This is a genomic window from Enterobacter soli ATCC BAA-2102, from assembly GCF_001654845.1.
Lineage (GTDB): Bacteria > Pseudomonadota > Gammaproteobacteria > Enterobacterales > Enterobacteriaceae > Enterobacter > Enterobacter soli.
The window spans coordinates 1-25,388 of sequence record NZ_LXES01000018.1 but is presented as its reverse complement, the minus strand read 5'-3'; the positions used below and the strand labels follow the sequence as shown (position 1 = coordinate 25,388).

General features: G+C 53.9%; 20 protein-coding genes and 1 other annotated feature. Of the genes, 10 read left to right on the top strand and 10 right to left on the bottom strand.

The window, feature by feature from the left end:
* Positions 1 to 174: 174 nt before the first annotated feature.
* On the top strand, positions 175 to 921 hold the full coding sequence (locus tag M987_RS05960; RefSeq protein ID WP_014068257.1) for a GntR family transcriptional regulator: 747 nt from the start codon (positions 175 to 177) through the stop codon (positions 919 to 921).
* Here the strand turns inward: M987_RS05960 and M987_RS05955 are convergent.
* The 3 genes from M987_RS05955 to ibpA all read right to left on the bottom strand — a co-directional run bounded on the left by M987_RS05955 (position 889) and on the right by ibpA (position 3,691).
* The gene (locus tag M987_RS05955; RefSeq protein ID WP_014068256.1) at positions 889 to 2,550 is read right to left on the bottom strand and encodes a putative transporter; all 1,662 of its coding nucleotides are present in this window, start codon (positions 2,548 to 2,550) and stop codon (positions 889 to 891) included. The genes M987_RS05960 and M987_RS05955 overlap by 33 nt on opposite strands.
* 165 nt (positions 2,551 to 2,715) lie before the next feature.
* Positions 2,716 to 3,144, bottom strand: a complete 429-nt coding sequence (ibpB, locus tag M987_RS05950) for a small heat shock chaperone IbpB (RefSeq protein ID WP_014068255.1) — start codon at positions 3,142 to 3,144, stop codon at positions 2,716 to 2,718.
* A gap of 136 nt (positions 3,145 to 3,280) precedes the next feature.
* Entirely contained in the window at positions 3,281 to 3,691 is a 411-nt protein-coding gene (gene ibpA, locus M987_RS05945; RefSeq protein ID WP_014068254.1) for a small heat shock chaperone IbpA, read from the bottom strand.
* Positions 3,685 to 3,757: a sequence feature (ROSE (Repression Of Heat Shock gene Expression) occurs in the 5'-region of heat shock genes and acts as an RNA thermometer to modulate expression.), on the bottom strand. (Overlaps the previous gene by 7 nt.)
* Positions 3,758 to 4,004: 247 nt before the next feature.
* Between ibpA and M987_RS05940 the strand changes: the two genes are divergently transcribed.
* Positions 4,005 to 4,337, top strand: coding sequence for a YceK/YidQ family lipoprotein (locus M987_RS05940; protein ID WP_014068253.1), 333 nt, complete (start codon positions 4,005 to 4,007; stop codon positions 4,335 to 4,337).
* Positions 4,338 to 4,339: 2 nt separating this feature from the next.
* Here M987_RS05940 and M987_RS05935 read toward each other — a convergent pair whose 3' ends face one another.
* The 7 genes from M987_RS05935 to dnaA form a co-directional block, all read right to left on the bottom strand.
* Positions 4,340 to 5,563 carry a YidR family protein gene (locus M987_RS05935; protein WP_014068252.1) on the bottom strand — a complete coding sequence of 408 codons (1,224 nt, stop codon included), beginning with the start codon at positions 5,561 to 5,563 and terminating at the stop codon, positions 4,340 to 4,342.
* A 59-nt stretch (positions 5,564 to 5,622) separates the two neighbouring features.
* Positions 5,623 to 6,432: a shikimate 5-dehydrogenase gene (locus tag M987_RS05930; RefSeq protein WP_014068251.1), complete on the bottom strand. Its 810-nt coding sequence runs from the start codon at positions 6,430 to 6,432 to the stop codon at positions 5,623 to 5,625.
* A gap of 75 nt (positions 6,433 to 6,507) precedes the next feature.
* A complete protein-coding gene (gene yidA, locus M987_RS05925; protein WP_014068250.1) occupies positions 6,508 to 7,320 on the bottom strand; it encodes a sugar-phosphatase in 813 nt (270 codons plus the stop codon).
* Positions 7,321 to 7,537: 217 nt separating this feature from the next.
* Positions 7,538 to 9,949, bottom strand: a complete 2,412-nt coding sequence (gene gyrB / locus M987_RS05920) for a DNA topoisomerase (ATP-hydrolyzing) subunit B (RefSeq protein WP_014068249.1) — start codon at positions 9,947 to 9,949, stop codon at positions 7,538 to 7,540.
* A gap of 28 nt (positions 9,950 to 9,977) precedes the next feature.
* Entirely contained in the window at positions 9,978 to 11,051 is a 1,074-nt protein-coding gene (gene recF, locus M987_RS05915) for a DNA replication/repair protein RecF (protein ID WP_014068248.1), read from the bottom strand.
* Positions 11,052 to 11,198: 147 nt separating this feature from the next.
* Positions 11,199 to 12,299: a DNA polymerase III subunit beta gene (dnaN, locus tag M987_RS05910; protein ID WP_014068247.1), complete on the bottom strand. Its 1,101-nt coding sequence runs from the start codon at positions 12,297 to 12,299 to the stop codon at positions 11,199 to 11,201.
* Between the two features lie 4 nt (positions 12,300 to 12,303).
* Positions 12,304 to 13,701: a chromosomal replication initiator protein DnaA gene (gene dnaA / locus M987_RS05905; RefSeq protein ID WP_014068246.1), complete on the bottom strand. Its 1,398-nt coding sequence runs from the start codon at positions 13,699 to 13,701 to the stop codon at positions 12,304 to 12,306.
* Positions 13,702 to 14,304: 603 nt separating this feature from the next.
* Here dnaA and rpmH point away from each other — a divergent pair.
* From rpmH to M987_RS05865, 8 genes are all read left to right on the top strand, one after another.
* Entirely contained in the window at positions 14,305 to 14,445 is a 141-nt protein-coding gene (gene rpmH / locus M987_RS05900) for a 50S ribosomal protein L34 (protein WP_000831330.1), read from the top strand.
* A 16-nt stretch (positions 14,446 to 14,461) separates the two neighbouring features.
* Positions 14,462 to 14,821: a ribonuclease P protein component gene (rnpA, locus tag M987_RS05895; protein ID WP_014072458.1), complete on the top strand. Its 360-nt coding sequence runs from the start codon at positions 14,462 to 14,464 to the stop codon at positions 14,819 to 14,821.
* Positions 14,785 to 15,042, top strand: a complete 258-nt coding sequence (gene yidD, locus M987_RS23790; protein ID WP_001307474.1) for a membrane protein insertion efficiency factor YidD — start codon at positions 14,785 to 14,787, stop codon at positions 15,040 to 15,042. The genes rnpA and yidD overlap by 37 nt, the downstream gene beginning before the upstream one ends.
* A gap of 2 nt (positions 15,043 to 15,044) precedes the next feature.
* Positions 15,045 to 16,688: a membrane protein insertase YidC gene (yidC, locus tag M987_RS05890; RefSeq protein ID WP_014072457.1), complete on the top strand. Its 1,644-nt coding sequence runs from the start codon at positions 15,045 to 15,047 to the stop codon at positions 16,686 to 16,688.
* A gap of 74 nt (positions 16,689 to 16,762) precedes the next feature.
* Positions 16,763 to 18,127 (top strand): tRNA uridine-5-carboxymethylaminomethyl(34) synthesis GTPase MnmE, encoded by a 1,365-nt coding sequence (mnmE, locus tag M987_RS05885; RefSeq protein ID WP_014072456.1) that lies wholly within the window; start codon positions 16,763 to 16,765, stop codon positions 18,125 to 18,127.
* A gap of 200 nt (positions 18,128 to 18,327) precedes the next feature.
* A complete protein-coding gene (locus M987_RS05880; protein ID WP_014072455.1) occupies positions 18,328 to 20,337 on the top strand; it encodes a type VI secretion system Vgr family protein in 2,010 nt (669 codons plus the stop codon).
* Positions 20,338 to 20,924: 587 nt separating this feature from the next.
* The gene (locus M987_RS05870) at positions 20,925 to 21,686 is read left to right on the top strand and encodes a DUF4123 domain-containing protein (protein ID WP_014072453.1); all 762 of its coding nucleotides are present in this window, start codon (positions 20,925 to 20,927) and stop codon (positions 21,684 to 21,686) included.
* Between the two features lie 5 nt (positions 21,687 to 21,691).
* Positions 21,692 to 25,388: DUF6531 domain-containing protein (locus tag M987_RS05865; protein WP_064555837.1), on the top strand; the 3,697-nt coding region annotated here is incomplete at its 3' end.

Genomic DNA, 25,388 nt, shown 5'->3' with positions numbered 1-25,388 from the left:
TTTTACTGGCCTGAAATGAGCATAAGAATTTACTGATCAGCAAACATGACGTGCCGCTGCGTTCCGTGATCGCATTCATGGTTTTAATTTGGTCAGTCAGGTCTACTTTTGGTTATAAATATGGACATCTTCATACCCAACTCTCCCCCTTGATACGCACAGAGAGGTCTACAGGTGATCTACAAATCCATTGCCGACAGACTGCGGTTACGGCTGAATTCATCGGATTACAATGTCGGTAGCCCATTACCGGGTGAGAAAGCGCTGGCGCTGGAGTTTGGCGTGGCGCGAATGACCATCCGTAAAGCGCTCGATTTACTGGTGAGCTGGGGGCTGGTTGAACGCCGTCACGGCAGCGGCACCTTTGTGGCGCGTAAAGACGTCCACCATGAGACCACGAACCTGACCGGGCTGGTGGAAGTGCTTCGTCAGCAAGGAAAAGAGGTGCAAAGCAAGGTGTTACAGTTCGAAGTGATGCCCGCACCGCCTGCCATTGCCAGCCAGTTACGTATTCAAATTGATGAGCGGATCTACTTTTCGCGCCGGGTGCGCTATGTAGAAGGTAAACCGCTGATGCTGGAAGACAGCTTTATGCCGGTGAAGCTGTTTCGCAACCTGTCGCTGGCGCATCTTGAAGGGTCGAAGTTTGATTACATCGAAAAAGAGTGTGGGATAACCATCAGCGGGAACTATGAGAGCCTGACACCCGTTCTGGCAGACAAACAGCTGGCGCAGTACCTGAACCTGCCGGAACAAACGCCGCTGCTGCGTATTACCTCTCTCTCTTACAGCGACAGCGGCGAGTTCCTCAATTATTCCGTGATGTTCCGTAATACCAGCGATTACCAGGTGGACTACCATTTACGGCGCATCCACCCGGAAGAGCTACTAGCTCATCCCCCAGAAAACCACCGCCAGTAGCTGTGGCGTAATGATGCGCAGGAACATCACCAGCGGATAGACCGTGGCATAAGAGAGCGCTGCCGCACCGCTGGTGGCGTGCAGGTTATTGGCAAAGGCGAGCGCGGGCGGGTCGGTCATGGAGCCCGCGAGCATCCCGCAGAGTGTCAGATAGTTCATTTTGGCGAACATCCGCGCCAGAATGCCCATCGTCAGCAGCGGGATCGCGGTAATAAATATCCCGTAGCCTACCCAGCTCATCCCTTCGCCCCTGACCAGGGTATCTACAAAATCACCGCCGGACTTCAGGCCGACAACCGCCAGAAATAGCACAATTCCCAGCTCACGCAGCGCCAGGTTGGCGCTCGGTGGCATAAACCAGTACAGCTTACCGATACAGCCGATACGCCCGAGGATCAGCGCCATAATCAGCGGGCCACCCGCCAGCCCCAGTTTGAGCGCCACCGGGAAGCCCGGTACATACAGCGGAATGGAGCCGAGCAGCACGCCCAGGCCGATACCGATAAACACCGGCAGCATCTGCACCTGCTGCAATTTTTGCTGCGCGTTGCCGACCATGTCCGCCACGGCATCAATAGACGAGGGCCGGCCAACCAGATTGAGGATATCGCCAAATTGCAGGCTGGCTTCCGGGCTGGCAACCAGTTCGACCCCTGCACGGTTAAGCCGCGAGATCACCACGTCATAACGCTCTTTTACCTGCAAATCGCGGATTTTCTTACCCAGAACCTGCTCGTTGGTGACCACAACACGCTCAACGCGCATGTCGGTTCCGCGTGTGGAGAGCGAGGTATCCACCTCCTGACCAATCACCAGCCGCGCGTTATGCAGATCCCCCGGCTGCCCGACCAGGTGCAGTAAATCCCCCATCTGAATAATGGTGCCGGGCGATGGCACCATCAGCATATCGTCGCGTTTAAGCCGTGAGCAGATGATGTTGACGCTGTTCAGGATCGGTACGTCCTGAATCGCCATTTTGTCGAGGTTGGGGTTATCAACCCGAATATTGATGGTTTTGATCAGTGCATGGCCGTTCGTCAGCGTGGATTCATGCTCCTGCGCCTCTTTCTCAACATTGATGCGAAACAGCACGCGCATCAGCCACATCGAGAGCAGGATGCCGCAAATACCGAACGGGTAAGCCATGGCATAGCTCATCCCCATCTGGTCCACAATGCCTGGCGAGATGCCCAGATCGCGCAGAATTTGCTGCCCGGCACCCAGTGCAGGCGTGTTGGTGACCGCGCCAGAGAAAATACCCAGCACCACAGGGAGCGGAATATCAAAGAGTTTATGCAGAATGGCGGTGACCAGCCCGCCCATCACGACAATGCCGAGAGCAAACAGATTGAGGCGCAAGCCAGAAACACGAAGAGAAGCGAAAAAGCCCGGCCCGACCTGGATACCAATGGTATAGACGAAGAGGATCAGACCGAATTCCTGGATGAAGTGCAGCATCTCAGCGCTGAGCACAAGCCCAAGCTGGTCAGCAAAATGTCCGACAAAAATTCCGCCGAACAACACCCCGCCAATACCAAACCCGACGCCACGGATTTTAATATTGCCAATCCACAGGCCAACTACCGCGACCAGGGCCAACACGCTAACAGTTAACGCGATATCACTCATGATCCACTTCCTGTGCATAACCTTAGTTATTACGAGGATTCTCTCAGAGCCAGACGCGGCTGTATGGGCGATGGCGCACAAAAAAGCCCCGCCAGGGCGGGGCTTTATCTTTCCACCCTCTCCCTGTGGGAGAGGGCCGGGGTGAGGGCACCAGCCCGCACACTATTAACTATTCAACGCTGGCCGCTCGCTAATGGCGATACGTTGCGGTGCAATGGCGTCCGGCACGTTGCGGGTCAGGTCGATATGCAGCAACCCGTTAGTGAACGTGGCGCCAGAAACTTCCATATGGTCGGCCAGGGTAAAGCTCAGGCTAAACGGCTGAGTCACCAGCCCCTGATGCAGCCATTTGGTTTCGGTCTCTTGTTTTTCCGGCGTCCCTTTTACGCTCAGGCGGGTGCCTTCAAGCTGAATATCCAGGTCTTCCTGGCGGAAGCCAGCCAGCGCCAGCGTGATGCGATAGTGGTTATCATCGCTCTTTTCGATGTTGTACGGCGGAAATGTCTGTTGCTCGGTGGTGCTTTGCAGGGCGTTAGCCAGTTTGTCAAAACCAATCCACTGACGCAGCAGGGGTGATAAATCGTAATTACGCATACTAAATCTCCTTCTGAGAAGCGAGTTCGGCACAGTTTAATTTTGTGCGCAGTTGTTCCTGCAAATCCTTATGGATTCGCATATGCTCCCGGTTCGGCAAGCAATTCGGATTGGGCCGCGAAGGCGACCCGCTAAATCAGTTAATTTCGATACGGCGCGGTTTTTTCTCTTCTGGAATGATGCGTTCCAGTTCGACAAACAGCAGGCCGTTGACCAGATTCGCGCCTTTAACGTGAATGTTCTCGGCTAACTGGAACTTGCGTTCAAAGTTGCGCTCGGCGATGCCCTGATACAGGTAGGTACGTTCTTTCTGCTCCGCCGTGTGGGAACCTTTCACCAGCAGCAGGTTATCCTGGGCGGTGATCTCCAGTTCGTTCTCTGCAAAACCGGCGACGGCAATGGCGATGCGATAGTGGTTTTCATCCACCAGCTCAACATTGTATGGAGGGTAGCCGTTGCTCTGGCTTTGATTATTTTCTAAATGGTTAAACAGGCGGTCAAAACCAATGGCAGAACGGTATAACGGGGAAAGATCGAAGTTACGCATAAATAAAAGCTCCTGAAATCAGCGAGAATTTTTAGCCTTCCACCATGGACAGGCTGTTGTCCCCCCCAAATACCCATCAGGCGTATCTGTTATCGGGGCACATTCTTAAAATGGGTCTGGAAACGGAGATTTCAAGCCACAGATCGCGAGATTTTTTTGCACTTTGCTGGTACTTGCATAGACTGGGACTACAGCACAAAGGGTTAAATTGCGATGGCCGCCACAGAGCGGCGCTTTTCGACTATTCATTTCGAACATGGCCCGCTATAAACCCCATTGCAGGTTTGAGCCGTGCCATTAACGATGATTACAGATGATGAAAAATGTTCTGATTAAGCTGACAACGTTCAGCGGAGTGGTATTACTTTGCGGGTGTTCGAGCGTGATGTCTCACACTGGCGGTAAAGAAGGAACATACCCGGGCACTCGTGCGAGCGCCGCGATGATCTCGGATGACGACACAAACTGGGGCACTAAATCCCTGGTGATACTGGATATGCCGCTGACGGCAGTCGCCGATACGCTCCTGCTACCGTGGGATATGTTGCGTACCGACAACTCCGTGCGTTCGCGCGTCGAGAAAAGCGAGCAGGAAAACCTGGCGACAAACTCCGTTATCCCGCCCGCGGCGATGCCCTCACACTAACATTACGCGGTTTCCGTGATCCAAATCTGACGGAAACCCGCAATCTCTTCCATCCAGGCAACCCGATCCCCATCCGGTGAAAACACTATGGCGTCCCCGGACGGCGGGTTGCCGTGATCGGACGTCAAAAACGTCACCTCTCCTGTGGCCGCATCGCACTGGGCTATCCTGTTTTCGAGCACAAATCCAAGCATGTTCCCGGATGGATGCCAGTTAAACGCCGACTGAATATCGCTCTCGTTACGGGTTAACTGTCGCGGCTCACCGCCTTCAGGTGAAATAAGCCACAGCTGAACGATGCCGTTATCGTCACGCATCAGGAACGCGATTTGCGTTGCTTGCGGATTGCTGCGCACCCAGTGGCGCGGAACATTCACCAGCCCCGGAAACGCCTTTTGATGGGTAAAGGTTAAACGACGCTGTATCACCCCCGCAGGTGGCGCAGGCATGGTATCCGGCGTTCCCTGCAACGGCGCATCACCCGCACGTTTCCAGTCCTGCTCATTCTTCGGTAAATCGACAATAAACAGTTCCGGTACTTTCTCGCCGTGGGCAGACACGGTGTCGCCGATAAACGCCAGCCTGTCGTTACCTACCCAGCCCTCTTCATAGGCACGGTTGATGTCATCGCTTCCCGGCACAGGCGTGGGCGTGGTTCGGCTCACCAGCACGCTCCAGAACGTACCAGCATATTCACGCGGGTGAGCACCCGGTGGCGTTACCGGGCCATAGGGTACAGCCACGCCTACATTGCGTAAATCGAGCTTTGGATCGCGCTCGTGCAGGACATGGTCGTTGTAGGTAAAGCTCACGTACTGCCCGTCCGGGCTAAAGACGTGGACATGGCTGCCACCACGCAGTGCTCCTGCGGTATAGGGTGCGGTAATGTCCATTGCGTCGAGGTGGCTTACCTGCCCGTTGTGGGCAATCACGCCCTGACGATGGTGGAAATCATAATGCCAGCCGGCATCCGGGTTTTCCGGGCCGTGGATAAAGACATACTTATCTTCTGCGGGATGAACGGTCACCACCCCGACATGCGCGCCGTGGGTGGCGCGATAAATGACGTCAACTTCTCCCGAGTTAACGTTCACCCGCTCAATGGTTTCACCAGTAAAAGAGGCACCAGAAGGACGCACATCGAAGACAAGCCAGTGGCTGTCAGGCGTCCAGGTGTTGGTATTTGTCAGTTGATGATGGCGCGAAGCGGAGGTGATTTGTTTCATGTCGTTATCCGGGCAAAGGACCAGGCGACATAGTACCGCTTATCTCCGCGCGAAGACCATCACAGGCGAGAGAAAGCCGATGCCTCACGCATAAGTTGCTCATCCGGGCGGACGCCGGTATAGAGCGCAAATTGCTCGAGCGCCTGCAAAGCTATCACTTCAGCCCCGGTCACGACCGGTTTTCCGAGCTGTTTTGCCAGCCGGATAAGGGGCGTCTCGGAAGGAAAAGCGACCACATCAAACACCCAGCGTGCCGTACTCACCGCCTCTTTTTCGAAGGCCAGGCTATTTTCTTCCATACCGCCGCTCATGCCAATCGGGGTGACATTCACGAGGATATCAGCCTGCTGACCTGCCGCATCCTGACGCCACTGATAGCCATATTTTTCGGCGAGCGCCTGCCCCTGCTGCTGATTGCGCGCCACAATGGTGACACGGGTAAACCCGCTATCGCGAAATGCCGCAACAACCGCTTTCGCCATCCCGCCGCTGCCTTTCACGAAGACCGACATTTGCGTATCGTTAAAATTATCCTGAATGAGGTTTTTAACCGCAATGTAGTCCGTGTTGTAGGCCGTCAGATGGCCCTTATCGTTGACGATGGTATTCACTGAATCAATCGCCAGTACGGAATCGGACAGGGTATCAATAAACGGAATGCAGGTTTCTTTGAACGGCATCGAGACAGAGCAACCGCGAATGCCCAGCGCTTTCACGCCTTTTACCGCGTGTTCGATGTCCGTTGTGCTAAAGGCTTTGTAGATAAAATCGAGGTCGAGCTTTTGATACAGGTAGTTATGAAAACGCGTGCCAATGTTACTGGGTCTTCCTGATAGAGAAATGCATAGTTGTGTGTCTTTATTTAACATCACCGCCTCCTGTTCATTTCCATCACAAGCCCTGTGACACCTTTCAGGCATCACAGGGAAATTACGCATCACATATTAATTGAGGACAAACTTCTCGATTGCCCAGGCAACGCCGTCTTCCAGGTTGGATTTGGTGACAAAGTTGGCCACTTCTTTCACCGATGGGATCGCGTTATCCATCGCGACACCCATGCCAGCGTATTCAATCATTGCGATGTCATTTTCCTGATCGCCCAGCGCCATAATCTCTTCAGGTTTGATGCCCAGCGCATCGGCGAGTGATTTCACACCTGTGCCTTTATTAACGCGTTTATCGAGGATTTCGAGGAAGTAAGGCGCACTTTTAAGCACGGTGTACTTCTCTTTTACGTCCGCCGGGATACGCGCAATGGCTTTGTCCAGGATTTCGGGTTCGTCGATCATCATCACTTTCAGGAACTGAGTATTTGGATCCATCTTCTCTGCTTCGCAGAACACCAGCGGAATGGTGGCGACAAAGGATTCATGCACGGTGTAGTAACTGATGTCGCGGTTCGCGGTATAGAGCGTGTTGCGATCAAGCGCGTGGAAATGGGAGCCCACCTCGCGCGAGAGTTTTTCCAGGAACAGGTAATCGTCATAGTTCAGCGCGGTTTGCGCCACGGTGCTGCCGTCAGCGGCTTTTTGCACCAGAGCACCGTTGTACGTGATGCAATAATCACCCGGTTGATTCATATGCAGTTCTTTCAGGTAGCTGTGTACACCGGCATACGGACGGCCAGTGGTCAGTACCACGTTCACGCCTTTTTCACGTGCAGCGGCAATCGCATTTTTAACGGCAGGAGAAATTGTGTGGTCTGGCAGCAGCAGCGTGCCGTCCATATCGATTGCAATGAGTTTGATGGCCATGAGATCCCCGGGTTATGTGAGTCTTTGCTCATGCTAACTCGATTCCGCTCAAAAAACAGTAACAGAGTCGGGGATAAAGGGGGATGAGATAGAGAAAGGGGATTCCTCTTTTATGCGCAAAATGATTTCCCCTCACCCCGCCCTCTCCCCATAGGGGCGAGGGAGACAAGACAGCATCCCCTCTCCCCTTGAGGGAGAGGGTGAGGGGTATAACGGCTTAAATATCGATATTCGCCGCTTTCAGGGCGTTTTCTTCGATAAAGGCACGACGCGGTTCAACCGCATCGCCCATCAGGGTGGTGAACAGCTGGTCAGCAGCAATCGCATCCTTCACGGTCACACGCAGCATGCGGCGGCTTTCAGGATCCATGGTGGTTTCCCACAGCTGATCAGGGTTCATTTCGCCCAGACCTTTATAACGCTGAATAGACAGGCCACGACGGGACTCTTTCACCAGCCAGTCCAGCGCCTGCTCGAAGCTGGCAACCGGCTGACGACGTTCGCCACGTTCGATGAAGGCATCGTCTTCGATCAGACCGCGCAGCTTCTCGCCGAGCGTGCAGATACGACGATATTCCGGGCCAGTCACAAACTCGTGCTCCAGCGGGTAGTCGGTGTCAACGCCGTGGGTACGCACGCGAATAACCGGCTCAAACTGCTGTTCAGCGTTCTGCTGGATATCAAACTTCCACTGGCTACCGTGCTGCTCTTTCTCGTTCAGCTCGCTCACCAGGGTGTTTACCCAACGGGTGACGGTCTGTTCGTTGCTCAGGTCGGCTTCGGTCAGGGTTGGCTGATACACCAGCTCTTTCAGCAGCGCTTTTGGATAACGTCGCTCCATACGACCGATCATTTTCTGGGTCGCGTTGAACTCGGACACCAGGCGCTCCAGCGGCTCGCCTGCCAGTGCTGGTGCGCTGGAGTTCGCGTGCAGCGTTGCACCATCAAGGGCGATTGCGATCTGGTACTGGTCCATCGCTTCGTCGTCTTTGATGTACTGTTCCTGTTTGCCTTTCTTCACTTTATACAGCGGTGGCTGTGCAATGTAGACGTGGCCACGTTCAACGATTTCCGGCATCTGACGATAGAAGAAGGTCAACAGCAGCGTACGGATGTGCGAGCCGTCGACGTCCGCATCGGTCATGATGATGATGCTGTGATAACGCAGTTTGTCCGGGTTGTACTCGTCACGACCGATGCCGCAGCCCAGCGCGGTAATCAGCGTTGCCACTTCCTGAGAAGAGAGCATCTTGTCGAAACGCGCTTTTTCTACGTTGAGGATCTTACCCTTCAACGGCAGAATCGCCTGGTTCTTACGGTTACGGCCCTGCTTCGCAGAACCGCCCGCTGAGTCCCCTTCCACAAGGTACAGTTCAGACAGCGCCGGGTCGCGTTCCTGGCAGTCCGCCAGTTTGCCTGGCAGGCCTGCTAAGTCCAGCGCGCCTTTACGGCGGGTCATTTCACGGGCTTTACGCGCCGCTTCACGCGCACGTGCCGCGTCGATAATTTTACCCACCACGATTTTCGCGTCAGACGGGTTTTCCAGCAGGTATTCGCTCAGCAGTTCGTTCATCTGCTGTTCAACCGCCGATTTAACCTCAGAAGAAACCAGTTTGTCTTTGGTCTGTGAGGAGAACTTCGGATCCGGCACCTTCACGGAGACAACAGCAATCAGGCCTTCACGGGCATCGTCACCGGTGGCACTGACTTTCGCTTTTTTGCTGTAGCCTTCTTTGTCCATGTAGGCATTCAGGGTACGGGTCATCGCTGCGCGGAAGCCCGCCAGGTGAGTACCGCCGTCACGCTGCGGAATGTTGTTGGTAAAGCAGTAGATGTTTTCCTGGAAACCATCGTTCCACTGCAATGCCACTTCTACGCCGATACCGTCTTTTTCGGTGGAGAAGTAGAAGATATTCGGGTGAATTGGCGTTTTGTTCTTGTTCAGATACTCAACAAACGCCTTGATACCGCCTTCGTAATGGAAGTGGTCTTCTTTTCCGTCACGCTTATCTTTCAGGCGAATAGAGACGCCTGAGTTCAGGAACGACAGTTCACGCAGGCGTTTTGCCAGAATGTCGTATTCGAATTCGGTCACGTTAGTGAAGGTTTCGAGGCTCGGCCAGAAACGGACCAGCGTACCGGTTTTATCCGTGTCGCCAGTAACGGCCAGCGGTGCCTGCGGCACGCCATGGGTATACAGCTGACGGTGAACTTTACCTTCACGCTGGATAACCAGCTCCAGTTTCTGCGACAGGGCGTTAACCACAGATACGCCTACGCCGTGCAGGCCGCCGGAAACTTTATAGGAGTTATCATCGAATTTACCGCCTGCGTGCAGGACGGTCATGATCACTTCCGCAGCGGATACGCCCTCTTCCGGGTGAATACCGGTCGGGATGCCACGGCCATCATCGGTGACAGAGACAGAGTTGTCCGCATGGATAGTCACCACGATGTCTTTACAGTGACCCGCGAGCGCTTCGTCGATAGCGTTATCCACAACCTCGAATACCATGTGGTGCAGACCGGTGCCGTCATCCGTATCGCCGATATACATACCCGGGCGCTTACGCACCGCATCCAGTCCTTTCAGGACTTTGATACTGGAGGAGTCATAAGAATTCGACATCAACGTTTCTCGCTCATTTAATCTTGGGTTAATCCGTTATTTTACCCTTTTCCACGGTAAACATCTTCGAATTTTCGTCCGACATGTCCATAACGTGTTCAGCGCTAATGGCGCTGACGAAAACCTGCGACTGCGTGGCTTTTAAGCGGCTGGCAAGCAGCCCGCGCCGCGCGTCATCAAGTTCCGAGGCAAAATCATCTATCAGATACAGGCAGCGTCGCCCGCTCTCGCGGGTTAAAAACTCCCCCTGCGCCAGACGTAGCGCGCACATCAGGAGCTTGAGCTGCCCGCGCGACAAGGTATCTTCGACCGGCGCACCGTCTGCACGAATGCGGAAATCCGCCTTGTGCGGGCCGTGTGCGGTGTAGGTCAACATGCGATCGCGCTCGAAGTTTCTCTCTAACACTTCCGCATAATCCGTCTCTTTCTCCCAGCCGCGCTGGAAGGAGAAGGTGAGAGAAAATTCAGGTAAAAACTGTTTGCAGGTGTCCGCCATATCTTCGGCGATACCTGCACTGTATTCGGCACGCCAGCGGCTGATTTGTTCCGCCAGCGGGATCAATTCCATATCCCACGGGCGCAGCTGCGCGTAACGCGTGACCTGGCGCAACGCGGCGTTACGCTGCTTGAGCAGACGCTTCAGGTTGCTCCAGGCATTAAAAAAACCGGCTTCGTTGTGAAAGCATCCCCAGTCAAGGAACGCTCTTCTGTATTTGGGGCCGCCGTTGAGTAAAGTAAACCCCTCCGGCGTAATCAGCTGCATCGGCATCAGCAACGCCAGTTCAGCCACTTTGTGGCCGTCGGTGCCGTCGATACGAACCTTGCTGTCGCCCTGCTTGTCTTTGGTCAGGCCGATGGCGGTTTCCCGCTCCTCGCCCTGTAAACGCCCATGCAGAACGAAGGACTCTTGTTCGTGGCGAATCACGCGACCGATTTGCAAACTGCGAAACGCCCGGCCATGGCCGAGCGTATAGATGGCTTCCAGCACGCTGGTTTTGCCGCTGCCGTTTGCGCCAACCAGGAAGTTAAAGCCAGGGGATAAAGCGAGATCCGCGCTTTCGATATTGCGGAAATCTTTAATTAACAGGCGCGTCAGTGACATATCTGGATTTCTTCGGGCCAGGGCGTAATCGGCGCAGCCAGTTTCAACGCGGACTGCGCGCAGACCCTGGAGCGTACACGCAGTACGTGACAGGGGCGAGCACAGCCCAGGTTGAAAATGGCAAGTAAGATAGCCCGATATTTTTCACTACAGTCTCATTGGCATGACAACATAAGCAGCCGACTGTGATGCGGCATCTTCAATCTGTACGCTCGAAACGGAGTCGGTCAGCAGAATGCGTACATTCTCGCATTTCAGTGCATTTAGCACATCCAGTACGTAGCTGACGTTAAAGCCGATTTCCATCTCGGTCCCGGCATAGGTGACGTCCAGAATCTCTTCTGCTTCTTCCTGTTCCGGGTTGTTCGCGGTGATTTTGATCTGGTTTTCACTCACATACAGGCGCACGCCACGGAATTTCTCGTTAGAGAGAATGGCCGCACGGGCAAAGGCCTGCTTGAGGATATCGCAACCGGCTTCCAGCGTTTTGTCCGGATTTTTCGGCAATACGCGGCGATAGTCAGGGAAACGACCGTCAACCAGCTTGGATGTGAAGACAAAATCGCCGACATGGGCACGAATATTGTTGCTGCCAATCTGCACGCGCAGCGGGGTTTCGCCGCCGTCGAGCATACGCATCAGCTCAATCACGCCTTTACGCGGCACGATCACCGAATGGTTTGGCAGGGAATCGCCAATCGGCATCGAACACACCGCCAGGCGGTGACCGTCGGTCGCGACTGTACGCAGCTCTTCGCCTTCGGTTTCGAACAACATGCCGTTTAAGTAATAACGCACATCCTGATGCGCCATCGAAAACTGGGTCGCTTCGATCAGACGCTTCATCGTCGCCTGAGGCAGAGTGAATTCAACTTCACTTTGCCAGTCGTCCAGGTTCGGGAAGTCTGCGGCAGGCAGCGTAGAGAGCGAAAAACGGCTGCGGCCAGAGCGTACCAGCATCCGGTCGCCTTCCAGCTGTACAGCGATTTCTGCGCCTTCCGGCAACCCGCGGCAGATATCAAAGAATTTACGTGCCGGAACAGTGGTCGCGCCCGCATCGTGCGGCTGAGTCAGCGTAACGCGCGCGATCATTTCCATTTCCAGGTCTGTGCCGGTCAGCGACAGCGTACCATCCGCAACCTGAAGCAGCAGGTTTCCAAGAATAGGCAGCGTTGGGCGGCCGCCTAATGGGCCACTCACCTGTTGCAGCGGTTTTAATAAATGTTCACGTTCAACGGTAAATTTCATAGCGTCACGATGATAATGTTCTGATTAAATTGGAAAAATCTTCTTTTATGTCGTGGCTTTCTTCGCGTAACTGCTCAATCTTACGACAAGCGTGCAGCACGGTCGTATGGTCACGGCCACCAAACGCATCGCCGATCTCCGGCAGACTGTGGTTGGTTAACTCTTTTGCCAGAGCCATCGCCATCTGACGCGGACGCGCCACCGAGCGGGAACGACGTTTAGACAGCAAATCTGCCACTTTGATTTTGTAGTACTCAGCCACCGTCTTTTGAATATTGTCGATGGTGACTAATTTTTCCTGCAACGCCAGCAAATCGCGCAGCGCTTCACGCACGAAATCGATAGTGATCGCGCGGCCGGTAAAGTTGGCATTGGCGATGACGCGGTTCAGTGCCCCTTCCAGCTCACGTACGTTGGAACGCAGACGCTTGGCAATGAAGAACGCCACTTCACCCGGCAGGCGAATGTCGTTTTCATCGGCTTTTTTCATCAGGATCGCAACGCGGGTTTCCAGCTCCGGTGGCTCGATCGCCACGGTCAAGCCCCAGCCAAAACGGGATTTCAGACGATCTTCAACACCGTTGATCTCTTTTGGATAGCGATCCGAGGTCAAAATGATCTGCTGATTACCTTCCAGCAGCGCATTAAAGGTGTGGAAAAACTCTTCCTGTGAACGTTCTTTATTCGCAAAGAACTGAATGTCATCGATAAGCAGTGCGTCAACGGAACGATAGTAGCGTTTAAACTCTTCGATCGCATTGTTCTGGAGGGCTTTCACCATGTCCTGAACGAAGCGTTCGGAGTGCATATACACCACTTTCGCATTCGGTTTGCGCGCCATGATGCCGTTGCCGACAGCGTGCAATAGGTGGGTTTTACCCAGGCCCGTGCCGCCATACAGGAACAGAGGGTTATACGCGCCACCCGGATTATCAGCAACCTGGCGAGCCGCAGCACGCGCCAGCTGGTTCGATTTACCTTCAACGAAGTTATCGAACGTGTGCTTAACATTGACGTTAGAACGGTAGGTTGGCTCTGCCGGAGCAGGAACGTTATCCCAGCCCGGACGCGCCGCAGGGGCAACACGAGGAGCAGGAGCTGGCGCCGCTTGCGCAGGTACTGCCACATTCACCGTTTCACGAACGGTTTGCGTGACTGGCTTTGTTCCCACTTCAAAGCGCAGCTGCGGAGCATCTGATCCGCAGAAATCATTTAACAGTCCATTGATGTTATTGAGGTATTTGTCCCTTACCCAATCGAGCACAAAACGGTTTGGCGCATACAAAGCCAGCGTGTTATCGCTCAGTTCCGCCTGCAATGGGCGGATCCACATACTGAATTCTGTGGCTGGTAACTCATCCTGCAATCGGGCAAGACACTGCTGCCAAAGCGAAAGTGACACGGCGGACTCCACTCGAACAATATAAAGAAAACTATTGAATATTCATGATTGTTGGCACACATCGACAAGACCCTGTGCAAAAGGGTGATGTGCGAATTGCTATCTGCAATTTTATCCAGACCAGGATCCTGGGATCGCGATCGGGACCGCGGATCATAGCCTAAACTGAGCCAGAGATCTTCTGTTTCTCACAGATTCTTCCCGATTTATCCACAGGAAGATCCGAAACCGGGTAAGTGTAATCGATCCTGACGGGAGTGCCCCACGATTTAGCCCGCATATTGGAAAAATTAATGAGTACAGACAATTTTTTGCTTAAATGATCTAACGAAGATCCTGGACGATCCTTGCGCTTTACCGGGGAGGTCGTATAATCCCCCACCCGTCGCGTAAAGCTCGGCTTCCCCGCGTTGAACGCTGTTCATTTTCCACGCGAAAACGTGCGAAAATACGCGGGAATTAAGGAAAGAGAATTGACTCCGGAGTGTACAATTATTACAATCCGGCCTCTTTAATCACCCACGCTGAGGCGTTAGTCGTTCGAAACTCGTTCGGGTAAACGCAAAAGTCAGTGAATTTATTCAAGTTTAGGTAGAAATCGCCATGAAACGCACTTTTCAACCGTCTGTACTGAAGCGCAACCGTTCTCACGGCTTCCGTGCTCGTATGGCTACTAAAAATGGTCGTCAGGTTCTGGCACGTCGTCGTGCTAAAGGCCGCGCTCGTCTGACCGTTTCCAAGTAATAAAGCTAACCCCTGAGTGGTTAAGCTAGCATTTCCCAGGGAGTTACGTTTGTTAACTCCCACTCATTTCACTTTCGTCTTCCAGCAGCCACAACGGGCTGGCACGCCGCAAATCACCATCCTCGGCCGCCAAAATTCGCTGGGGCATCCCCGCATCGGTCTAACTGTCGCCAAGAAAAACGTTAAGCGCGCGCACGAACGCAATCGGATTAAACGTCTGACGCGTGAGAGCTTCCGTTTACGTCAGCATGAACTCCCGTCTATGGATTTCGTGGTGGTGGCAAAAAAAGGGGTTGCCGACCTCGATAACCGTGCTCTCTCGGAAGCGTTGGAAAAATTATGGCGCCGCCACTGTCGCCTGGCTCACGGGTCCTGATAGCCCTCATTCGGGTCTATCAACGCCTGATTAGTCCGCTACTCGGGCCGCACTGTCGTTTCACACCAACATGCTCAAGCTACGGAATTGAGGCATTGCGCAGGTTTGGTGTGATAAAAGGCAGTTGGTTGACGGTGAAACGCGTATTAAAATGCCACCCTTTACACCCAGGTGGAGACGATCCCGTCCCCCCAGGGCCATTTGATACCAGAGAACACTAACGATGGATTCGCAACGCAATCTTCTTATCATCGCTTTGTTGTTCGTGTCTTTCATGATCTGGCAGGCGTGGGAGCAGGATAAAAATCCTCAACCACAACAGCAGGTCACGCAGACAACGACCACAGCAGCGGGTAGCGCCGCCGACCAGGGCGTGCCGGCCAGTGGCCAGGGGAAACAGATTACGGTTAAGACCGATGTGCTTGAGCTGACTATCAACACCCGTGGTGGTGATGTTGAGCAGGCGCTGCTGTTAACCTACCCAAAAGAACTGAAATCTAACGAACCGTTCCAGTTACTTGAAACCACGCCTGAGTTTATCTACCAGGCTCAGAGCGGCCTGACCGGTCGTGACGGCCCAGATAACCCGGCGAACGGTCCGCGTCCGCTGTATAACGTCGATAAAGATACGTTTGTTCTGGCTGATGGCCAAAACGAACTTGTGATCCCGTTGACTTACACTGATGCTGCGGGCAACACCTTCACCAAATCCTTCACCCTGAAACGCGGTGAATATTCAGTGAACGTGGGCTATAGCGTGCAGAACACCGGTGCAAAACCACTGGAACTCGCGACCTTTGGCCAGCTGAAGCAGTCCATCAATCTGCCTACGCATCGCGATACCGGAAGCAGCAACTTTGCGCTGCATACCTTCCGTGGCGCGGCATACTCCACGCCTGATGCGAAGTACGAGAAATACAAATTCGACACCATCGCCGATAACGAAAACCTGAACGTCAGCGCTAAAGGCGGTTGGGTTGCGATGCTGCAACAGTATTTCGCGACTGCATGGGTTCCGCGTAACGAAGGCACTAACAACTTCTACACCGCAAACCTGGGCAACGGCATTGCAGCTATCGGTTACAAATCCGAGCCAGTACTGGTTCAGCCGGGTCAAACCGCTAACCTGGGCAGCACCCTGTGGGTCGGCCCGGAAATCCAGGACAAAATGGCCGCTGTCGCACCGCACCTGGATCTGACCGTAGATTACGGTTGGTTGTGGTTCATCTCTCAGCCGCTGTTTAAGCTGCTGAAGTTCATCCACAGCTTCCTGGGTAACTGGGGCTTCTCCATCATCGTTATCACCTTTATCGTTCGTGGCATCATGTACCCGCTGACTAAAGCGCAGTACACCTCCATGGCGAAGATGCGTATGCTGCAGCCGAAGATTGCGGCAATGCGTGAGCGTCTGGGTGATGACAAACAGCGTCAAAGCCAGGAAATGATGGCCCTGTATAAAGCAGAGAAAGTGAACCCGCTGGGTGGTTGCTTCCCGCTGCTGATTCAGATGCCAATCTTCCTTGCGCTGTACTACATGCTGATGGGCTCCGTTGAACTGCGCCACGCGCCGTTCGCACTGTGGATCCATGACTTGTCTGCACAGGACCCGTACTACATCCTGCCGATCCTGATGGGTATCACGATGTTCTTCATCCAGAAGATGTCGCCTACCACTGTGACCGACCCGATGCAGCAGAAGATCATGACCTTTATGCCGGTCATCTTCACCGTGTTCTTCCTGTGGTTCCCGTCAGGTCTGGTGCTGTACTATATCGTCAGCAACCTGGTAACCATTATTCAGCAGCAGCTGATTTACCGTGGTCTGGAGAAGCGTGGCCTGCATAGCCGCGAAAAGAAAAAATCCTAATCAGGTAACTTAACGCTAAAATAAGGGCGGTCGATTGACCGCCTTTTTTTATTGCAACACTGTAGAGACAAACCATGAGCCATAACGACACTATCGTCGCCCAGGCAACCCCACCGGGACGCGGTGGTGTAGGTATTTTGCGCATCTCCGGCCTCAAGGCACGTGAAGTTGCCGAAGCCGTGCTGGGCAAACTGCCAAAACCACGCTATGCCGACTATCTGCCGTTTAAAGATGCTGACGGTACGGCGCTGGACCAGGGCATTGCGCTGTGGTTCCCCGGCCCGAACTCCTTTACCGGTGAAGACGTGCTGGAACTACAGGGTCACGGCGGTCCGGTTATCCTCGATCTGCTGTTAAAACGCATTCTGACCCTGCCGGGTCTGCGTATTGCAAAGCCGGGTGAGTTTTCAGAGCGTGCGTTTCTGAACGATAAGCTCGATCTGGCGCAAGCCGAGGCAATTGCCGACCTGATCGACGCCAGCTCTGAGCAAGCTGCGCGCTCTGCGCTGAACTCGCTCCAGGGTGCATTTTCCGCACGTGTAAACCACCTTGTGGAAGCACTTACTCACCTTCGGATCTACGTCGAAGCCGCTATCGACTTCCCTGACGAAGAGATCGACTTCCTTTCTGACGGCAAAATCGAAGCCCAGCTTAACAACGTGATGGCCGACCTCGACGCAGTTCGCGCCGAAGCACGCCAGGGAAGCCTGCTGCGTGAAGGAATGAAGGTTGTTATCGCCGGTCGCCCTAACGCCGGGAAATCGAGCCTGCTGAACGCCCTGGCGGGCCGTGAAGCGGCGATCGTGACCGATATTGCCGGGACTACGCGTGACGTGCTGCGCGAGCATATCCATATCGATGGGATGCCGCTGCACATCATCGATACCGCCGGGTTACGCGATGCGAGTGATGAAGTGGAGCGTATCGGTATTGAACGTGCCTGGCAGGAAATCGAGCAAGCCGATCGCGTCTTGTTTATGGTGGATGGCACAACCACTGCTGCCGTTGACCCGGCGGAGATCTGGCCTGACTTTATCGCCCGTCTGCCAGCAAAACTACCCATCACAGTGGTGCGCAACAAAGCGGATGTGACAGGCGAAACGCTGGGCATCAGCGATGTGAATGGTCACTCACTGATCCGCCTGTCGGCCCGTACCGGCGAAGGCGTGGACGACCTGCGTAACCATCTCAAACAGAGTATGGGCTTCGACACCAGCATGGAAGGCGGCTTCCTGGCGCGTCGTCGTCATTTACAGGCCCTGGAAGAGGCGGCGAACCACCTTGTTCAGGGTAAAGCGCAGCTGATCGGTGCATGGGCGGGTGAACTGCTGGCGGAAGAACTGCGTCTGGCGCAGCAAAATCTGAGTGAGATCACCGGGGAGTTTACGTCGGACGATCTGCTGGGACGGATTTTCTCCAGTTTCTGTATTGGCAAATAATTAAAAACCACGCGTATTTAGTTGCGCGTGGTTTTTTAAAATCCATTCATCGAATTAGACTTATTAAACTAATCAATACACCCGCCAAATATTAAATAAAAAGTCCACAAACACACTATTAATTAATTGAGAGAGTGGGTATATAATAAACTCTGCACCGTATATTCATTCACTTAGTGAATTATAAACAAGGGTTTATTATGTTTAAATCCACAGGCCTTTATTTCACTTGCCAGATTGGCAACCTTTCAGATGACACCCTGGAAACCACCAATTTTTCAATGACAGAAGGGCTCTCCGAACTTTTTACCCTTTCAGTCACATTAGTCAGCGCACGTGATGACATTAATGTTCATGAGTACTTACTCCAACCTGTTTCGTTTACCATTACCGTCGATGGTATCGATCAGCGAATAATTAATGGCGTTATCAGCGCTTTCGAACAAGGGGACACGGGTTTTCGACGAACGTATTATTACCTCACCGTGAGACCAACGCTTTGGGTCCTTAGCCTGAACCAGGACAGCCGTATTTTTCATAAAAAATCGGTCCCACAATTACTTGATGAATTAATTCAGCCTTTCTGCGTTCAGGGTCGCAATCTGTTGATGAAAGAAAGTCATCCGGTTCATGAATATGTTACTCAAAAACGTGAATCTTCATGGGACTTTTTCAACCGACTGGCTTCCCAGGAAGGCATCACCTACTGGTTCGATCAGGAAGGCCTCTGTTATAGCGACAGCCGTCTGGCAATGCATAATGTTGCAACACTCGCCTATAACCCTCACCCGGCATCGTTACTACGTGACAATATTGTGTCCCAGTGGCGGGCAGGCGCCGCGATGCAGCCGCTGGAAACTATTCATAAAGACAGAAACTACCACAATCCAGCGAATCCTTTGCGCGCCAGTCGCGCATCTGCAGACAAGACCGGCAGCGGCACAATGTTTTCAGCCTTTGAAAGCTATGGTCGCTTTCAGGAGGATGGCGAAGGGCGCTCTACGGTTCAGTATCGAATGGATCGTTTTGAGGCAGGAATGCGCACAGGTAGCGGTCGCACCAACTGTGCCCTGTTAATGCCAGGAACCATTTTTACACTTGAAGATCATCCAGCAGATGCCATGAATGGCGAGTGGCAAGTGATTACAACGCAGATGCAGGGAAAAATGCCAGAGGCTGCCGAGGAAGAGGGAAGCGGCGGTGGAACCACACTCATTTGCGATTTCACGTTTATTCCCGGTAACGCCCAATGGCGTCCGCCTTATCGTTACAAACCGTTGGCGGATGGTGACGAAGTGGCAACGGTTGTCGGTCCTGAAGATGAAGAGATTTACGTTAATGAGGATGGCTGCGTACGGGTTCACTTTCACTGGGACCGCTATAATCCAGCCGATGAGAATGCCTCTTGTTGGATCCGCGTGGCGCAGGGCTGGAACGGAAGCGGATTCGGTATGATGGCAATTCCCCGCATTGGCCAGGAGGTGATTGTCTCTTACCTCAACGGAGATATTGACCGTCCTATCATCACGGGTTTCACCTATAACGGGATTAATCGTCCTCCCTACGAACTGCCGGGTAACAAAACGAAAATGGTTATTCGCAGTAAAACCCATAAGGGAGACGGTTATAACGAGATTTCATTTGAAGATAACGCTGGTCAGGAGCAGCTTTTCCTGAGAGCTCAAAAAGACCTGCTGGGCCGCGTAGAGAACGACGCACAGTGGCATATCGTACGCGATCAGCACACCAAAATTGAACGCGATCAGATCACCGAACTAACACGCGATCGTCACGAGAGCATATCAGGTGAATGGCGTAGCAAGGTGGAAGGTGAAGTTTCCCAGGAAATGGGGAGTAGCCTGAACCAGAAAGTCGCGAAGTCGCTTATCAGTGAGGCAGGTCAAGAGATCCACTATAAAGCGGGAAGCAAGGTGGTGATTGAAGCCGGTATGGAGCTAACACTGAAAGCAGGCGGCATGTTCCTGACCATCAATCCTTCCGGTATATGCATGACAGGGCCGGTGCGAATTAATGGCGGAGTTGCAGGTAACGGTTCCGCACTGCGTTTATTGCGCCCGGGCATACCGCTACAAATTCCGCAGCCTCCACAACTGTCACCCGTCCAACTGGAAACATTCCAGGCTGAAGCGCCCTATTGCGAGGAGTGTGAGAAGTGCAAGGATGGACTATGCGATTTTAATGAAACTTAATCACAAGATGATGTTGTTCAACATGCACAATCCCGTCACAAAAAACACGATAAGAAAGACTCAACCATTACGTTAATCATCGCATATAACTTTCAGTTTTTTTGGGGATGTGATTTTTGAAGATCGTTCAGTTTCACAAAAATGAGCTAAAATCATGTACGTTAATTTTATATTAATATTGCTCGCACAGATAATATTCATATTGAATATGGAATTTATCTATTTTTTTACAAAATTCTCACAGTATTGTTTTTCATACGGAATATTATTTAACATCCTAGTTTTTGCATTTATTTTTTTATTCTTTAATTCCGCGATAATCAATAAGAAGATAGTTTATTTGTTACCATGGTTTTTTTTCGTTGGGATTGTAATAGGGATGTTATCCCACTACATATCCGGGGTGTACTTTAAGAAATACCAAGTAGATTACGCAGAGCTATATCATTCAAGAGATTATGTGACATTTTTATTATCATCATGGGGTTGGATAATTCTTCCGCTATTAATCATTCCAATAAAAAGATTAAAGAAAGGTTTTTGCAACAAGGAAGATTAAACCAGCGGCATACATTAAGGGATTAAAGATGATCGATAACTCAACACGTATTCAGAACTGGTTAAATTCATCGTTGTCGTCAGGGGATACTCTCTGGGTCGTTCTCGCCAGCACCAATGGCGCAACAGGGCTTAAAGCCTGGTACGAACTCGATGGCACAGCAACACCAGTTGGACTTTACAGGGGTACACCGTATGAGCAATGGCACGCCGTTCAGCCTCTGCTGGTTAAGGTCGGGCGCTACAGTCCTTTCCTGCAGTGGGTAGAAAAGACAGACTCCCTATCCTGGGGATGGTTAGCCGTTTCTCCCTTAAATGAAAAAAACATTACCGACCACCTGCGCACCCTTACGCAAATCTTTCTACCTGACGGTAACACCGCTTTCTTTCGCTACTGGGACGGCCGCTTTCTGCTAACGCATATTTCATGGTCGCTTAAGGAATGGCAGAAAGTTCTGCCAGTCTTTAGCAGTTACTGGATCAACGGAGTAACCGTAGATACCGAGGTCAATACAGACATCCCTGTTCGCCATTCTCCATGGTGGAAGGTTCCTGAGGGTCTTATTGAACTCCTGAATAATCAACACGCTCCGGCTGCGGTCGCCAATGTGGTTCAATGGCTGAAGGAAACATACCCGTCTCTTTACACCCAATATTCTTCCCAACAAATCACTCACAAAATAGCCCTGTTTTACAACCACGTTCATTCGCTCTCTCTCAGCAAACAGGACCAAAGCGCCCTACTCAAAAAGACGCTATTGGCTGATCTCTCTCCTCTCACTCATGGATGACACATATGAGCGCTGGCTCCTTCCTTACCGGCTATCTGGCGGGTATTGAGAACGAACTTTCTCTGTTTAAAAACAACGAACTCATCACTCAGGAGTACCGGCAGTTCGTGCGCGAATGGGCGCGCGCCAGCCATCTTTCTGGCATGCTGAATGGCCCCACGCTGGAGATGGAGCGCGTTATCGCCCTGAACGGCAAGGAAACCGTTGTCGACAACGATGACGGCAGTGCGCTCAGCGCTGCGATCGTCTGCCCGAAAAACCGCACCATTACCGTGGTCCTTAAGCACCAGTCGATAATCGACCTGCCTATCCCGGATGCCAGTATTGAGCTGTATGAAGACCCCGCATTTACCCCAGATAAACGGGTTGACGTAAAAATAACGGATCAAAGCGGCAGGGCCGTTTTTACTGACCTGAAGGCAGGTAAAAGCTATTACGCCCGGGCCATCGATCCCACGCTGGAAGCGCACAACGATGCCCTGCTGGCGGCCTATGACGAACTCTCCCGGCAGCAATACGCTGCCCTCACAGCGCGGTGGGATGAATATCGTCCGCAATGGACGCTGAATGCCATAACGGCCAGCCTGTCTGAAGCCTTTAGCGAGGGACTATTCAGTTCGCTGACCGGCCTCTGGAGCGACATCAAACTGGCCTGGAATATCATCTCCGACCCGGAACCGTATCTGAGAAAAATTGGCGATGCCCTCACGCAGGCCGGCCAATGGGTGTCTGGTCTCTCGCTTCCGGATTTTTCAGGGGCCCTTGAGGCCAACAAAGAACGCGCCCGACAGTTGATGGCGTTGTTTAACGATGAGGCGGCCCTGTATCTGCTCACCCGCGCCACCCTGCTGCGTCTGCGCATGTACCCCTGGGGACAACTGCTCACCCCACTGGCTGAATTTGCGGGTGAAATCCTGTCCGGCCTGGTATTCGGGGCGCTGCTGACGCTGGTCACCGGCCCCGGCGGCCCGGCCTTTCTGGCGTACAAAGTGGTCAGTATGCTGACGCGCTACGGCCCCCGCCTCGGACAGTCTGTCCGGACGTTATGGCACGCGCTGACGGAAATCATGGCGGACATGGCCGGCATCATGTCCGGTTTTCTGGAAAAACATGGCGCCATTAACCACAAGCGCCAGACTAATGCCCGGCTGGGGCCAGACCATGAAACCGACCTGGGTACGAGCCGTCACACCGAAATCGACCTGAAAACCCGTGAGGAAAGTTCTCCGGCCACGGACCCCAACGGTAAACCGACGAAAAATACCGATGCCTGCGATACAGACGGCTGTCCGGTGTCATTAATCAACGGAGAAGAGCTGCTGGCGCTGACGGATTTTACCCTGCCCGATGCCATCCCGTTCAGCGTTGGCCGGCAGTACCGCACCGCGGCGGTTGAGGAGGCGTCAACGCTCGGGTTTGGCTGGCGGCATACGCTCGACCATCACATCACCTTCACCGAAGGCCATATCCTGTGGCGTGATCATGAAAACGTCACCCTGCGCCTGCCGCTGCCGGACCGTGCGATGCCCGCCTCCCGCAATCCGCTGGCCGGTGCCCGGGCCTGGTGTGATAAAGAGGATAATACCTTTGCGCTAAGCGCGCCGTCGCTGAATGGCTGGCTGATGCATGTCGTTCGGGAGCCGGACGGCTCACAGGGACGCGTGAGCGGATTTTCCCGCCAGCGGCGACGCTGGCAAATCGAGTATGAGGGCGCGTTACCCGTCAGGCTGTTCAATACTGCGGGGCTGTCGCTGCATCTCCGTTACCGCGTACACGCCAGAGGGCCACGCCTGAGTGCGCTGGTATTCGAAAATACACGGCTGGACATGACGCGTGGCGCCGTGACGGTGATGTGCTATGACCACGATGAAGAGGGGCGCCTCTGTCGTGCCCAGGCGCCGGGGCAGGAGGCCGAACAGTATCACTACCGGGACGACCATCTTTTTATCTACCGTGAGCTGCCCGGCGGGGCGAAATTTTACTGGGAGTGGTCCGGTTCGGGTAAAACGGCCCGGGCCATTCGCCACTGGAGCAGCCTTCCAGGCCTGTCCCGGGAGTATATCTGGCAGACTGGCGGGCGCGTCACGGTTCGCCATGAAGACGGTGCGGAAGAGCACTGGCGACACGATCCGGACACCGCCCGGCTAGTTGAACAAACCAGTGCGGATGGCACCACCACCCGATATGAATATGATACGCGGGGCAACCTGGTCGCCCTGACCGATCCGTCGGGTGCGGTGACCCGCTGGCGTCATAACCGCGATGGCCAGGCCACGGAAGAGCGCCTGCCGGACGGGCAAATCATTCGTCGCTATTACAGCGCAGGCCGCTGTATTGAGCAGGTTACCTGCAGCGCTGACGGGCTGGCAAAGCAACGCGAGTGCTGGCGCTATGACGCCGACGGTTGCCTGCTTGCATCAACCGATGCCGAAGGAAACACCACACGCTATCGCTGGTCGGAAGAGGGCGCACTGGTCGCAACGGAATGGGCTGACGGGAGTGATGAAACCCGTCAACTTAACGCCGCGGGTCTGGTGATACGTCAGAAAGATCGCACCGGGAAAGTCATTGCTTTTCGCTACGACCTGTTGTGCCGGCCGGTCTGGCAGGGCAATCCTGAGACCGGGACCGGCGAACAGATCCACCGGGACGACGCGGGCAACCCGGAATGTATTATCCATGAGGACGGTAGCGAACTCAGATGGACATGGAGCGGTGACGGCCAGCTGCTGACGGAGCAGGATGAATCAGGACACCTCACCCGCTATACGTACCATCCCGGCACCGCGCTGCTGAGCGGCATCATTTATCCTGATAATACCCGGGAGATATACCGGTACGATCTTCGAACCGGACAGGTGACTGAGATCGTCGACGGCAACGGCCAGCGCTGGCAGCTTCTTTACACCCGCACCGGTCTTCTGGCAGAGGAAACCCGCATCGACGGTATCCGCCTTTGCCGGGAATATGATGCCTGCGGCAGGCTTATCACCCTGCGGGAATATGACCTCAGCGGCAGTGAGGAGCATGTCCGTGTCACCCGCCTGACGCGAGATGTATCCGGGCGAGTCACGGAGAAAACGCTGCCTGACGGGAAAAAAATCCGCTACGCCTACGACGGTTTCGGGCGGCTGATTTCCGCTGACGACGGCGAGTGGCCGAACGCATGGCAGTATGACCGCCGGGGGCTGCTGACGGCTGAGCATCAGGGGCCGGCAAGCCTCCACTATCAGCGGGACAGCACCGGCGCGCTGACCGCCATGCGCCTTCCGGACGGACGGACCGTGTCATGGCAGCGCCATCATGGCCTGATAACCCAGACCTCACTGGACGCACAGATGCTGGTCCGTCATGACTGGCGAAACGGCGCTGAGCGGACCCGGCACAGCGGAGCGTTTCGCCAGCATTTCGCCCGTGACGCCCGCGACCGCCTGATACGTCAGTCCGTCGTGATGGCTGACGACCGTACCGACAGGGCCCGGGAATACACCCCGGACGCCCGGAGCCTGCTGTCGCGCATCACCGACACCGCCACCGGGGAGTGGCGTTTCAGCCATGATGAGCGGGGGCGCCTTGCCGCCACCGCATTCACACCGCGCCGGGTGGACGGACTCATGTCATGGCAGGAGTCCTTCACGCACGATGCCGCCGGTAACCTGACCGGCCCCCTGACGGTCGCTTCCGGCAATCGCCTGACGCACG